Raw genomic sequence first — 12,794 nt, forward strand, 5'->3', positions numbered from 1 at the left:
CGACTCACAGGTTCGCCAGCACCTCGCTCGCCACCAGGTCGAGGTGGTCGAGGTCGGTCAAGTCCAGCACCTGGAGGTAGATCCGCTGGCTGCCGATCTTGGCGTACCGGTCGATGGTGTTCAGGACCTCGTCGGGCGTGCCGGCGAGACCGTTGGCCCGCAGCTCGTCCGGGTCACGGCCGATGGCGGCGGCCCGGCGGGCCACCTCGGCGTCGTCGCGTCCGCAGCAGAGCACCAGGGCGTTGGACCAGACCAGCTCCGCCGGGTCGCGGCCGATCTCGGCGCACGCCGCGCGGACGCGGTCGAACTGCGCCGCCGAGTCCGCCGCCGACGCGAACGGCAGGTTGAACTCGTCGGCGTAGCGGGCGGCCAGCCGGGGCGTCCGCTTCGGACCCATCCCGCCGAGCAGGATCGGCGGGCGGGGCTGCTGCACCGGCTTGGGCAGGGCCGGCGAGTCGCTGACCGGGTAGTACCGGCCCGGGTGGTTGAACAGCTCGCCCGCCGGGGTGGACCAGAGGCCGGTGATGACCGCGAGCTGCTCCTCCAGCCGGTCGAACCGCTCGCCCAGCGCCGGGAACGGGATGCCGTACGCGGTGTGCTCGTCGCCGTACCAGCCGGTGCCGATGCCCAGCTCCACGCGACCGCCGCTCATCTGGTCGACCTGCGCCACGGTGATCGCCAGCGGGCCGGGGAGCCGGAACGTGGCGGCGGTCATCAGCGTGCCGAGCCGGATTCGGCTGGTGTCGCGGGCCAGACCGGCAAGCGTGGTCCACGCGTCGGTGGGGCCCGGGTCGCCGCTCACCGAGCCCATCTTCAGGTAGTGGTCGGAGCGGAAGAACGCGCCGAAGCCGGCGTCCTCGGCACGTCGGGCCACCGCGAGCAGTTGGTCGTACGTGGCGCCCTGCTGGGGTTCGGTGAAGATCCGCAGTTCCATGCTCCGAGCATAGATAGCGGCCTCCGGTGCCGCTCCGGGACCGCGACCACCATCATATGACTTGACCGGCATATGAACGAGGAGGCATATTGGGCGGGTGTCCAGCGACGTGTTCACCGTGCTCGCCGAACCCACCCGACGCCGCATCCTTGACGCGCTCCGCGAGGGCGACCACAGCGTGAACGAGCTGGTCGACGGGCTCGGCGTCAGCCAGCCGGCCGTCTCCAAACACCTGCGGGTGCTGCGCGAAGCCGGCTTCGTCTCCTGCCGGGTGGCCGCCCGGCAGCGCATCTACCGCCTCGACCCGGGCCCGCTGCGGGCGGTCGACGGCTGGCTCGACCCGTACCGCCGGCTGTGGGGTCGACACCTGGACGCCCTGCAACGGCATCTCGACAGTCAGGAGCAGTGACATGGACCGCGACTCGTTCCGCCCCAGCCCGCCCGTCGAGGCGTACGCCGAGCACGCCGGCGGCGGCGCGACCCTGGTGTTCGTCCGCGACCTGCCACACCCGCCCGCCGCCGTGTGGGCCGCGCTGACCGACCCGGGCCAGCTCGCGCAGTGGGCACCGTTCCTCGCCGACCGTGACCTCGGCAGCCCCGGCGGCGCCGTGCTCACCCTCGTCGACGGCGAGACCTCCGCCGAACAGACCGCTGTGGTACGCCGGGCCGAGCCACCCCGCCTGCTGGAGTACACCTGGGGCGACGACGTGCTGCGCTGGGAGCTGACCCCCGCGGGCGACGGCACCCGGCTCACCCTGCGGCACACCGTGGCGGACCGCGGCGTGCTGCCGATGGTCGCCGCCGGCTGGCACCTCTGCCTGGACGTGGCCGACCGGCTGCTCGACGGCGACCCGGTCGGCCCCATCCGCGGCGCGGAGGCCAAGGACTTCGGCTGGGCCGAGCTGCGCGACGCGTACGCCGAACGGTTCGGCCAGGGCTGACGCGGCACCCGCCGGAGCGGTCCGACCCGATCGTCAGAGCAGCCTGGCCAGGGCGTCCGCAGAGCTGGTCTCCGGTGCCGCCTGGTAGGCGATGATCACCTGACCGTCGGCTGCGGCGACGGCCAGCGTCTCCCGACGGAGGGTCAGTGGCCCGACGACGGGGTGGTGGAATCGCTTCACCTCGTCGCGCGTCGGCCGGACGTCGTGCGCGGTCCACAGGTCGCGGAACTGGCTGTCGGCCAGCAACTCGGCGATGAGGTCGGCCGTCGCGGGGTCGCGGGCGTCGGCTTCGGCGCGGAGCGCGGCGACGCTCTGCGCGGCGATCTCCGCCCAGTCGGGGAACAGCGTGCGCACCGTCGGGTCGCGGAACATGCCGCGGACCAGGTTCTGACCGGGCGTGTAGAGCGGGGACAGCGCCATGGCGAGCTTGTTGGCCGCCAGCACGTCGAAGCGACGGTCGCGGACGTACGCGGGCATCTGGCCGAACGAGTCGATGAGCTGCCGCACCGCCTCGGAGACCGCGGCGTGCTGCCGCGGTGGCGGCGCGGGGGTGGCCAGCGCGGTGAGATGTGCCCGCTCGTCCTGGTTCAACCGCAACGCGTTGGCCAGGGCGTCCAGCACCTGCGGCGACGGGTTGCGGTCCGTGCCCTGTTCCAGACGGGTCAGATAGTGCTGGCTGACGCCCGCGAGACGGGCAAGCTCGTCACGGCGTAGTCCTGGTACGCGTCGTCGCCCGAACGAGGTCACTCCCGCCTCGTCCGGCCGAACCCGCCCGCGACGCGCCTTCAGGAAGTCGCCAAGCGCGTTCTCGCCGCTCATTCCCCCCAGGCTAGCCCTGTCAGGGTGCTGGCAGCCCGTCGTCCGTCGGCGCAGGGTCGAGTCATGAAGACATGGTTCATCACCGGCGCGTCCCGCGGTTTCGGCCGCATCTGGGCCGAGGCCGCGCTCGAACGCGGCGACCAGGTCGCCGCCACCGCCCGGGACCGCCGCACGCTTGAGGATCTGACCGAGGGGTACGGGGACCGGATCCTGCCGCTGACCCTCGACGTGACCGACCGCCCGGCCGTGTTCGACGCGGTGTCCCGGGCCGCGGAGGCATTCGGTCGGCTCGACGTCGTCGTCAACAACGCGGGTTACGGCCTGTTCGGCATGGTCGAGGAGACGACCGAGGAGCAGGCCCGCGCCCAGGTGGAGACGAACTTCTTCGGCGCGCTCTGGGTGACCCAGGCCGCCCTGCCGGTGCTGCGGGCGCAGGGCACCGGCCACATCCTCCAGGTCTCCAGCATCGGAGGCATCGGCGCCTTCCCGACCCTGGGGCTCTACAACGCGTCGAAGTGGGCACTGGAAGGGCTGAGCGAGGCCCTGTCCGCCGAGGTCGCCCCGCTCGGGGTGAAGGTGACGATCGTGGAGCCGGGCCCGTACGGCACCGACTGGTCCGGGGACTCGGCCGCGCACACCGAGCCGATCGAGGCGTACGAGCCGGTGCGACAGGCGCGCCGGGCCGGGGCGTCCACCCGTACACCCGACGATCCGGCGCTGACCGCAGGCGTCATCCTGCAACTCGTCGACTCCGCCGAGCCGCCGTTGCGCCTGTTCCTCGGGCTGTACCCGTACCGGATCGCCGAGACGTTGTACGAGAACCGGCTCGCCACCTGGCACGACTGGCGCTGGCTGGCGGAGCAGGCCGGGCCGCCCCGGAAGGCGTGAGCGCTGGTCCACACACCCGGGGCATTCCCCGGCGTGTGCCATCGTGGGCGCCCTCGGGCGGTTCGGCGAGGCGGACCGCCCGATGACGCCGAAGCCGTCAGACGTACGGTCGGGTGGCGTACGCGGTCCGCAGCGCGGCCAGCCCGGCCGCCTTCGGCGACAGGGTGCCCCAACCGGAGTTGAAGTAGTTGGTCCGCGCGATCAGCGGCCCACGCTCGGCGTTGAGCTGCGCGATCGCCGCCGGAACGGTGGAGATCCAGGCCGCCTGGTCGGGGATTTCGGCGGACCGCACCCCGTACTCCGCGATGATCACGGGCCGGGACAGCGCCACCGGGCCGAGGTCCGCCACCGCCCAGTCCTTGGTCCGGCGGAAGCGGGCCAGCGCGGTCTGGCCGGAGGCGGTCGCGTAGGCGTTCCACTGGAGGTAGTCCAGTCGGGACATCAGCGCCTCCGGGTGGGTGCGCTGGAAGCACGCCCGGTCGAAGCCGCCCAACCCGACCGAGAAGGTGGTGCCGGCGGGCAGCGCCCTGGCCTTGAACCACGTGACGATGTACGTCACGGCCTGCACCGCCCGCGCGTCGGACTCTGCCCAGGTGTACGCCTTGCCGGCCTCGGTCGTGCCGAACTCGTGGTCCGTGTCCAGTTCGGACGCGAGTTGGATGTTCACCCCGAAGCCGAGCGCCCGGTACTGGGACAGGGCACGCGCGAACAGCCCGTCGCACTGGCCGTTGAGCACCTGGGTGTACCCGTACGCCTTCGGCCACGGGGTGACGCCGGGACGCTGCTGGATCGTCATCGACGGCGCGGGCACGGTGTAGGTGACGCCGTCCACGGTGAAGGTCTGCGGCCCGGCGCTGCCGGCGCCGTAGTGCTTCAACTCCAGGACCATGTTCATCTGCACGCCGGCCTTGCCCAGGTCGACCAGCCACGGCCGGTTGTAGCCGGGGAAGATGAAACCGTCGGCGAAGCTGCGGTACTGGGTCAACGAGCGGAAGTTGCCGCCGGCCATGTCGGCCGTGGGGTCGGCCCCGCCGGACAGGTAGTAGCCGCCGAGCACGGGTTGGCGCAGGGTGTAGTCGACCCCGGCCGTCGCCGTGTGTCCGGCGGCGTCGCGGACCTGGACGGTGACCCGGGGCATCACGCCACCGCCCGGTACACGGCCACGGAGCCGTTGTCGGAGACCCGGGTCCAGGTACGCCCGGAGTTGTCGGAGACGGTCACGGTGAGCGGGTCGATGACCGCGGTCACCTTGACCGGCGCGCTGCTGTTCCCTTGCGCGTCGGTGACCACGATGGTGACGGTCAGCGGTTTGGTGTCGGCGTCGGAGTACGTGACGGTCAGCAGCATCTGGTCACCCGGCGCGAAGACGGATGCGTTCAGGGCTGCGGTCGCGGTGGGAGCCGCCATGACAGGGCCTCTCTGATTCGGTCGCCCGGTCGGGCGCGCGGGTGAGCGACGCCGGACGAGGCGGGATCCACGATGCGTGGGTCGGCGGGGCACGTACGCGACGCGCCGGTGGGCGACGTCGCCGGCGGTGGACGGTGACACCGCTGCGGGCGCCCGTAGCGGTGTGGGGGGCGGCCGAGCCGTACGCCTCGTCGGGGCCGGCGGCTGTGCCGGGCCCGCACCGGCGGGGCCGGACCGGGTGGGCGCGGCACCGGCCCGGACCATGCTGTCCGTGCCGGGCCCGAGGACGGGGATGTGGCCCGACATCCGCCGCCTCTTTCGCCTGCCTCAAGGGTGCTCTACCAGGGGCTTTACCGTCTTGTCCGGTTAGCGACTAACGCCCCGGTGTCGCACTGTGCGTCGACCCTGGGATAGCCGATCGAAAGCTCGCCGACAGCGCGCTGTGCTGGACTAGCGGCGTGCCGCGAGCCGACGAGACGTGCCTGCACGACCTGGTGACCGAGCAGGCCGCCCGGACGCCCGACGCGGTGGCCGTGCTGGCCGACGACGGGGTGCTGCGCTACGCCGACCTGGTGGCCCGTGCCAACCGGCTCGCCCACCGCCTGCGCGCTCGCGGGGTCGATGTGGACACTCCGGTCGGGGTCGTCGCCGAACGTGGGGTCGACCTGGTCGTCGCGCTGCTCGGAGTACTGGTCGCCGGCGGCGCGTACGTGCCGCTCGACCCGGACCTGCCCGCCGAGCGGCTGGGCTACCAGCTCGACGACGCCGACCCGCCGGTGGTGTTGGCGCAGCGCCACCTGCTCGACCGGGTTCCCGGCGTCGACCCGGCGCGGTGGTGCGTCGTGGACGACGGGTCGGCGCAGCCGGGACCGACCACCCCACCGCCCCGGCGCGCCAGACCGGACAGCCTCGCCTACATCATCTACACGTCCGGTTCGACGGGCCGACCCAAGGGCGTGTGCGTGCCACACCGGGGCATCGTCAACCGGATCCGCTGGATGCAGGACACCTACCGGCTCCGCGCCGACGACGTGGTGCTGCAGAAGACCCCGTACGGCTTCGACGTGTCGGTGTGGGAGTTCTTCTGGCCGCTGGTCGCCGGGGCCCGGCTGGCGCTGGCCCGTCCGGGCGGGCACCGTGACCCCGCCTACCTGGCGGCGACGGTCGTCCGGCGGAACGTGACCACGCTGCACTTCGTGCCGACGATGCTGGCGCAGTTCCTGGCCGAACCCGACCTGCCGTCCATGCCGACGCTACGACGCGTGATGTGCAGCGGCGAGGCCCTGCCGGTCGCCCTGGCCCGGGAGGCGACCCGGCGGCTCCCGGGCGAGCTGCACAACCTGTACGGCCCCACCGAGGCGTCGGTGGACGTCTCCGCACACCGGGTCCGGCCGCCGCTGCGGGGTACGAGCGTGCCGATCGGCGTCCCGATCGCCAACGTCAGCCTGCACGTGCTGGACGACCACCTGACCCCGACGCCTACCGGAGTCGTCGGCGAGCTGTACATCGGTGGGATCGGCCTGGCCCGCGGCTACCACCGTCGCCCGGCGTTGACGGCCGAGGTGTTCGTGCCCGACCCGGGCGGCTCCGGCCGGCTCTACCGCACCGGCGACCTGGCCCGCCGGCTACCCGACGGCGAGTTCGACTTCGTGGGCCGCCGCGACGGGCAGGTCAAGATCCGCGGCAACCGCGTCGAGCTGGGCGAGATCGAGCAGACGCTGCTGGAGCACGAGGATGTCCGCGAGGCGGCGGTGACCGTGCGGCACCTCGCCTCCGGGCATCCGCAGCTGGTCGCGTACGTGGCCCCGCCCGGTTCCCCGGTGGACGAGCTGCGTGCCCGGCTGACCCGCCGGTTGCCCGACTACATGGTGCCCGCGCTGTTCGTGCACCTGGACCACCTCCCGGTCACACCGAGCGGCAAGACCGACCGGCGGGCGTTGCCCGCGCCACCCGACGACGGGCCGCAGCCGGCGGAGCCGCCAGCCGACGGGGTGCCGGCCCGACTGGCCGCGCTCTGGTCACAGGTGCTCGAGCGGGGCCGGGTGGGCCCGGACGACGACTTCTTCGCCCTGGGCGGCGACTCGGTGCTGGCCATGCGGGTGGTGGCCCTGGCACGCCGGTCCGGGCTCCGGTTGACCACCCGGCACCTGTTCGCGTACCCGACGCTCGCCGCGCTCACGCCGCACGTCCAGGTGGCCGGTCCGGCGCCGGAGCTGCGGGACGGCCCGCCGTTCGCGCTCTGCCCGGTCGACCCGGCGCTGCTGAGCGGTCCGCCGGGCGGTCCGGCGCGACCGGTCGACGGGTACCCGCTGACCCCCATGCAGGAGGGCATGCTCTTTCACACCCTGCTCTCCCCCGGTGCGGCGGACTACCTCCAGCAGCACGTCTACCGGCTGACCCGGCCGGTTGACGTGGCCGCGCTGGCGGACGCGTGGCGGGAGGCGGTACACCGGCATCCGGCGCTGCGCACGACCGTCCGGTGGGAGGACGTCGCGGAGCCGGTGCAGCTCGTCCACGAGGGGCATCCACCCGACGTGCGGGTGCTCGACGGGCCGGTCGACCTGCGACGGCTGCTGGCCGACGAGCGCCACGCCGGGTTCGACCTGGGCGCCGCGCCGCCGGTACGGCTCACCCTCGTCCGCCGGGCGACAGAGGACGTCGACCTCGTGCTCACCTTCCACCATCTGCTGCTCGACGGGTGGAGCCTGGCCATCCTGCTCGCCGAGGTGCTGGACGGGCGACGCGAGCCGGTGATCCCACCACGGCGGCACCTGCGCTGGCTGGCCGAGGCGGACCGGGCGACCGACCACTGGAAGCGGCTGCTCGCCGGCTTCGGGGCACCCACCCCTATGCCCCGGCCGCCGGTGCCCGCGCCGGGCGGCGCCGCCACCGCGGACTCCCCCACCGTCACGGGGCAGGTGGGGTTGCCGGGCACCCGCGTCGCACGGCTGCCCGTCAGCGATCGGCTGCGGGCCGCGCTGACCGGCCGCGCCGCCAGCGCCGGCGTGACGTCGTACGCCGTGACGCTCGGCGCGTGGGCGCTGGTCCTGGCCGGGTACGCCGAAAGCGACGACGTGGTGGTCGGGGTGACGGTCGCCGGCCGACCCGACGACCTGCCCGGCGCGGACGCGATCGTCGGCCTGCTGATCAACACGGTGCCGCTACGGGTGCGGTTCGAGCCCGACGCACCCTTCGCCGAGACGCTGCGGGCCGTGCAGGCCCAGCAGGTCGCCAGCCGGGAGTACGAGCACCAGTCGCTGACCGACATCACCCGCGCCAGCGAACTGCCGCCGGGCACACCGCTGTTCCACAGCATCGTGGTCTTTCAGAACCACCCGCCCCTGCCGGCCGGACTGTCCCCGGTCGACGTGGTGGAGAGCACCGGCTACCCGTTGACCCTGGTGGTGGAGCCGACCCCGGAGCTGGTGCTCCGCCTGCTGATCGAGGACGACGCGGTGAGCCCGGCCGAGGGCGGGCGGCTGTTGACCGACCTGCGCCGCGTCCTCGACGTCGTGACGGCCCACCCGGACGCCACGACCGGCGAGGTGCGGGCCGCGCTCAGGGCCGGCTGAGCACCTCGTCGATCACGGTGAGCGCACGGTCGACGTCCGCGCCGGTCACGCCCGAGTGGGTGACCGCCCGGACCCGGCCGTGCCCCAACTCGGCCAGGGCCACCCCCGCCGCGTGGGCCTCGGCGAGGAACCGCGAGCGGGTCAGCCGGTGCTCCGGCACCCGGAACATGACGATGTTGGTCTGCACCGACGCCGGATCGACCTCGATCCCGTCGATGGTGGCCAACCCGTCGGCGAGTCGGCGGGCGTTCGCGTGGTCCTCGGCGAGCCGGCCGTGCTCGCGGATCGCGATGATGCCGGCCGCCGCGATGACGCCCGCCTGGCGCATCCCACCGCCGAGCATCTTGCGGACCCGACGCACGCGCTCGATGACGTCGGCAGCACCGACCACCATCGAGCCGATCGGCGCGCCGAGCCCCTTGGAGAGGCAGAACTGCACCGAGTCGGCGTACCGGGCGATCTCCGCGACGTCGACGCCCGCGCCGACCGCCGCGTTGAAGATCCGTGCGCCGTCGAGGTGCACCGGCACGCCGCGCTCGTCGGCGAACCGGCGCACTTCGGCCAGGTAGTCCGTGGGCAGGATCTTCCCGCCGCAGCGGTTCTGCGTGTTCTCCAGGCAGATCAACGCGGGTACGGCGAACTGCGGGTCGTCGGGGTCGTCGGGGAACCCCGCGGCCAGGTCGCTCAGCAGCAGACGGCCGTCGGGCTGGTTCGGCACCGGCTGGTAGGTCACGCCGCCGCAGACCGACGCGCCGCCGGCCTCGTAGATGTAGATGTCGCTCTCCGCCCCCACGAGCAGGGCCGCGCCGCGTGGCGCGTGCGTCATGATCGTCGCCAGGTTGGCCATCGTGCCGCTGGGGGTGAGGCACGCCGCCTGTTTGCCCAGCGTGGAGGCGGCCAACTCCTCCAGCTCACGGACGGTCGGGTCCTCGCCGTACACGTCGTCCCCGAGCGGGGCACGGACCATCGCGTCGCGCATCGCCGGGGTGGGCAGGGTGAAGGTGTCGCTGCGCAGCTCGATCACGGCACGTCCACCCGCACCGTGAGCAGGTCGCCCGCCTCGGCGAGGACGGCGAGCACCTGCGCGGCGTCGTCCCCGACGGCGATCAGGTGCCCCACCCGGTCGTACGCGTTCTCCGGCGGCCGGACCGGCGTGCCCGGTCCGGCGGTGACCGTCACCCCCCGTACTCCCGGGCAGCGGCCGGCCTCCTCCACCCCGTCCACGCCGGCCAGGGTGCCGGCGCGGTCGGCGGTGAGGAAGCGGATACCCGCGTACCCCTTGCTGGTGGGGGTGAGCGTCACCGGCAGGCCGGTCGCCGCGCGCAGTTGCGCGTCGAGCAGTTCCACGCCCGTCGCGGCACGGATGAGTTCGGGGATCATCCCACCGGCCGGCCGCGGATTGATCTCGACCAGGGCCGGCCCGTCCGGCGTGAGCCGCACCTCGGTGTGCGTCGCGCCGACGCTCATGCCCACCGCCGTCAGCGCCCGGCGAACCAGGTCGGTCACCTCCGCGGCGGCCTCGGGTGGCAGCCCTGCCGGGAAGACGTGCTGCCGCTCCACGAAGTACGGCGGCGGGTCGACCCGCTTGTCGGTGATGCCCAGGCAGTGCTGGGTCTCGCCCGTGCCGAACAGTTCCACGCTCACCTCCGGTCCGTCGAGGTACGCCTCCACCAGCACCCGCCGGGCGGTGGGCAGGCCGCGCACGTTGTGGCGTACGGCGAGGACGCGCTCGGCCTGGGCGAGCGCCTCGGCGACGGTGGCGCAGAGCCGGACGCCGTTGGACCCAGAGTCGTCGACCGGCTTCACCACGCACGGCAGGCCCACCCGCTCGACCGCCGCCGCCACCCGAGCGGCGCGTGTCGCGGCCGGACTCTCCTCGACGATCGCGTAGCGGGGTTGGCGCACGCCGGCGGCGTCCAGCGCCACCCGCAGCCGACCCTTGTCCCGGCAGGTCAGCACCGCGTCGACGGGATTGCCGGGCAGCCCGAGCCAGCCGGTCAGCTCGGCCACCGCCGGGACGAAGAAGTCGCTCGTGCTCGTCACCCCGGCCAACTCCTCGCGGCGGTAGCGGGCCTGCACGAACGCGCGCAGCGCCGGCACCGACGCGGTGTCGCAGACCAGGACCTCGGCCCCCGTCCGGGCCAGTCCGCCGTATCGGGTCGGGTCGGCGGTCAGCAGCACCGGCCGAAAGCCCAGGTCGACGGCGCGGCGCAGGGCGAGCATCCCGGTGCCGGTGGTGTTGGATTCGACGAAGAGCAGGTGCCGCCGGTCGGCCGGCGGCGCGAGGGCCGCCCGTGACCACGAGGTGACCACGGTGTCCGGCTCGACGACGGCCGGCTCGGCGGCCAGCGGCAGCGCGGTGAGCCCGGTGGCGGCCCAGTAGTCGTCGTCGTAGACGGTGTCGGCGTACCGGTCGCCACGGTCGGGGAAGATGCCGACCACCCGAGAGCCGGGCGGGGTACGGCGGGCCACATCGCACAGCACCCGGTAGACCGAGCCGGACGTGTTGCCGGCGAAGATCTGCTGCTCGCGGGCCAGCTCCCGGGTGGCCACGAACGCCTCGTGGTCGTTGAGCCAGTGCACCTCGTCGATGAGCCGGCGGTCCAGGTTCGCGGGCAGGAGGCTGTTGCCCAGACCGCTCTGGAGGCGGCCCGGCTGGTCCGGCTGACCGAACAGCATGCTGCCCACGCAGTCCACCCCGACGACCCGCAGCTCGGGCAGGCGTCGGCGCAGCGCCCGGGAGCTGCCGCAGAGCGACCCGCCGCTGCCCACCGAGCCGACCAGCACGTCGAACGGGCCGAGGTCGGCGAGCAACTCGTCGGCCAGCCACCGGTAGGCCCCGGGATTGTCCGGGTTGGAGTACTGCTGCGGCCAGAACGCCCCGGGCAGCCCGACCAGTAGTTCCTGAAGCCGCTCGATCCGGGCGCTCTGCCACCCGTGCGAGGTCATCGTCGACACGACGTGCACCTCGCAGCCGAGCGCGCGCAGCTTCGCCAGCGTCACCCGGTCGATGCGGGGGTCGGTGACGATGTGCACCGGGTGCCCGAGCGAGCGGCCGACCAGGGCCACGCCGAGGGCCATGGTGCCCGACGAACTCTCCACCACCGGGTCGCCGTCGGCGAGCACACCGAGTCGACGTGCCTCGATGATCATCGCGCGGGCGACCCGGTCCTTCATCCCGTACAGGTTCTGCAGCTCCAGCTTCGCGTACACCTCGACGGCCGGCGTGTCGGGCATCCGCAGACGGACCAGCGGGGTGTGGCCGATGGCGTCGCGGATCGCATCGAAGCGCATCAGCCGCTCCCGGGAAGTTCGTCGGCGCCGAGCGACCGGTGCACGGTCACCTGGCCGGGCAGCGCGGCGCAGGCCAGGCGTACGTGGTCGATCTTCGCGGCGCGTTCCGGATCATCCTCGGCGAGCAGGACGCCGAGGGCGGTGCCGCTGTGCGCGATGACCAGGCCGTAACCCTCCACGTCGCGGCAGAGCCGGTGCACCACGTCGAAGTGCCGGCGCGGACGCAGCTTGCCGTTCAGGACGGCGCTGCGGGTGGTGACCCGGCCGACGGCGGGCAGGTCACCGGCGCGTACCGCCGCGGTGAGGGCGGTGAGCAGCTGCGCGTACTCCTGCTTGTCGGCGTCGTCGAACGGCTTGGGGATGCGGTTGAAGCGGATGGTGTCGACCGCGCCGCCCTCGTCGTGCGCCACCACGGTGAGCGGGGGCAGGACGCCGATCCTCTCCCGCAGCCGCACCTCGCGGTGGTAGAAGGCGACGATCCCGTCGTACATGACGCCGTCGGAGGGCTCGATCTGGCGCAGCAGCGACTCGATGGTGCGCTCGCTCAGCGGCATGCCGAACGCGTCCCCGACCGCCCGCGCGGTGGCCACCAGGTCCGCCGACGAGCTGGCGAAGCCCTTGCCCTCGGCCAGCTCGCCGCCCAGCTCCAGCACACCGCCGCCGGACAGGCCGAACAGCTCCATGATGGTGGCCGCCAGCCGGGCCGACTTGCGCTTGTGCCGGGGGAAGACGCGGATGTGGTCGAGGTCGTTCGTCGGCCAGAAGGTGGCGGTCGCCCACTGGGCCATCGGGAACGTCACCAGGAAGTCCCGGTCGGCGTCGGGCAGGACGCCCTGCAACAGCTCGCCGAAGGTGCCGAACGCCGTGCCGACGCCGAGCCGGCCGGTGGCCGCCAGCAGCGCGTCCCGATCGGCCGTGCACGCCCCCTCGCCCATGTCG

General features: G+C 73.4%; 11 protein-coding genes. 4 read left to right on the forward strand and 7 right to left on the reverse strand.

Annotated features, from left to right (window positions below; translation table 11 throughout):
- Positions 1–4: 4 nt before the first annotated feature.
- The gene (locus tag ACTFTM_RS24760; RefSeq protein ID WP_449562844.1) at positions 5–934 is read right to left on the reverse strand and encodes an LLM class F420-dependent oxidoreductase; all 930 of its coding nucleotides are present in this window, start codon (positions 932–934) and stop codon (positions 5–7) included.
- Between the two features lie 97 nt (positions 935–1,031).
- On the opposite strand from ACTFTM_RS24760, the gene ACTFTM_RS24765 reads away from it, so the two are divergent.
- Both ACTFTM_RS24765 and ACTFTM_RS24770 read left to right on the forward strand, forming a co-directional pair.
- A complete protein-coding gene (locus tag ACTFTM_RS24765; protein WP_449562845.1) occupies positions 1,032–1,343 on the forward strand; it encodes an ArsR/SmtB family transcription factor in 312 nt (103 codons plus the stop codon).
- Between the two features lies 1 nt (position 1,344).
- Positions 1,345–1,875, forward strand: coding sequence for an SRPBCC family protein (locus ACTFTM_RS24770; RefSeq protein ID WP_449562846.1), 531 nt, complete (start codon positions 1,345–1,347; stop codon positions 1,873–1,875).
- Positions 1,876–1,908: 33 nt separating this feature from the next.
- Here the strand turns inward: ACTFTM_RS24770 and ACTFTM_RS24775 are convergent, their stop codons facing one another.
- Positions 1,909–2,694: a helix-turn-helix domain-containing protein gene (locus ACTFTM_RS24775; RefSeq protein WP_449562847.1), complete on the reverse strand. Its 786-nt coding sequence runs from the start codon at positions 2,692–2,694 to the stop codon at positions 1,909–1,911.
- Between the two features lie 63 nt (positions 2,695–2,757).
- On the opposite strand from ACTFTM_RS24775, the gene ACTFTM_RS24780 reads away from it, so the two are divergent.
- Positions 2,758–3,582: an SDR family oxidoreductase gene (locus ACTFTM_RS24780; RefSeq protein WP_449562848.1), complete on the forward strand. Its 825-nt coding sequence runs from the start codon at positions 2,758–2,760 to the stop codon at positions 3,580–3,582.
- A 97-nt stretch (positions 3,583–3,679) separates the two neighbouring features.
- Here the strand turns inward: ACTFTM_RS24780 and ACTFTM_RS24785 are convergent, their stop codons facing one another.
- Together ACTFTM_RS24785 and ACTFTM_RS24790 are read right to left on the reverse strand one after the other, a co-directional pair.
- Positions 3,680–4,720 carry a hypothetical protein gene (locus ACTFTM_RS24785; RefSeq protein ID WP_449562849.1) on the reverse strand — a complete coding sequence of 347 codons (1,041 nt, stop codon included), beginning with the start codon at positions 4,718–4,720 and terminating at the stop codon, positions 3,680–3,682.
- Positions 4,720–4,989, reverse strand: coding sequence for a hypothetical protein (locus ACTFTM_RS24790; RefSeq protein ID WP_449562850.1), 270 nt, complete (start codon positions 4,987–4,989; stop codon positions 4,720–4,722). The genes ACTFTM_RS24785 and ACTFTM_RS24790 overlap by 1 nt, the downstream gene beginning before the upstream one ends.
- Before the next feature lie 458 nt (positions 4,990–5,447).
- Between ACTFTM_RS24790 and ACTFTM_RS24795 the strand changes: the two genes are divergently transcribed.
- Positions 5,448–8,561 carry an amino acid adenylation domain-containing protein gene (locus ACTFTM_RS24795; protein WP_449562851.1) on the forward strand — a complete coding sequence of 1,038 codons (3,114 nt, stop codon included), beginning with the start codon at positions 5,448–5,450 and terminating at the stop codon, positions 8,559–8,561.
- Here ACTFTM_RS24795 and ACTFTM_RS24800 read toward each other — a convergent pair.
- From ACTFTM_RS24800 to ACTFTM_RS24810, 3 genes are read right to left on the reverse strand one after another with little or no spacing between them, the layout of a single operon-like run.
- The gene (locus ACTFTM_RS24800) at positions 8,548–9,585 is read right to left on the reverse strand and encodes a GntG family PLP-dependent aldolase (RefSeq protein ID WP_449562852.1); all 1,038 of its coding nucleotides are present in this window, start codon (positions 9,583–9,585) and stop codon (positions 8,548–8,550) included. The genes ACTFTM_RS24795 and ACTFTM_RS24800 overlap by 14 nt on opposite strands.
- On the reverse strand, positions 9,582–11,855 hold the full coding sequence (locus ACTFTM_RS24805) for a pyridoxal-phosphate dependent enzyme (protein ID WP_449562853.1): 2,274 nt from the start codon (positions 11,853–11,855) through the stop codon (positions 9,582–9,584). The genes ACTFTM_RS24800 and ACTFTM_RS24805 overlap by 4 nt, the downstream gene beginning before the upstream one ends.
- A complete protein-coding gene (locus ACTFTM_RS24810) occupies positions 11,855–12,790 on the reverse strand; it encodes a GHMP family kinase ATP-binding protein (protein ID WP_449562854.1) in 936 nt (311 codons plus the stop codon). The genes ACTFTM_RS24805 and ACTFTM_RS24810 overlap by 1 nt, the downstream gene beginning before the upstream one ends.
- Between the last annotated feature and the right edge of the window lie 4 nt (positions 12,791–12,794).

Source organism: Micromonospora sp. RB23 (assembly GCF_053585025.1).

Coding starts and splice junctions, on each gene's coding strand:
- ACTFTM_RS24760 (WP_449562844.1), bottom strand. CDS start 934: ATGGAACTGCGGATCTTCACCGAACCCCAGCAGGGCGCCACGTACGAC.
- ACTFTM_RS24770 (WP_449562846.1), top strand. CDS start 1,345: ATGGACCGCGACTCGTTCCGCCCCAGCCCGCCCGTCGAGGCGTACGCC.
- ACTFTM_RS24775 (WP_449562847.1), bottom strand. CDS start 2,694: ATGAGCGGCGAGAACGCGCTTGGCGACTTCCTGAAGGCGCGTCGCGGG.
- ACTFTM_RS24780 (WP_449562848.1), top strand. CDS start 2,758: ATGAAGACATGGTTCATCACCGGCGCGTCCCGCGGTTTCGGCCGCATC.
- ACTFTM_RS24785 (WP_449562849.1), bottom strand. CDS start 4,720: ATGCCCCGGGTCACCGTCCAGGTCCGCGACGCCGCCGGACACACGGCG.
- ACTFTM_RS24790 (WP_449562850.1), bottom strand. CDS start 4,989: ATGGCGGCTCCCACCGCGACCGCAGCCCTGAACGCATCCGTCTTCGCG.
- ACTFTM_RS24805 (WP_449562853.1), bottom strand. CDS start 11,855: ATGCGCTTCGATGCGATCCGCGACGCCATCGGCCACACCCCGCTGGTC.
- ACTFTM_RS24810 (WP_449562854.1), bottom strand. CDS start 12,790: ATGGGCGAGGGGGCGTGCACGGCCGATCGGGACGCGCTGCTGGCGGCC.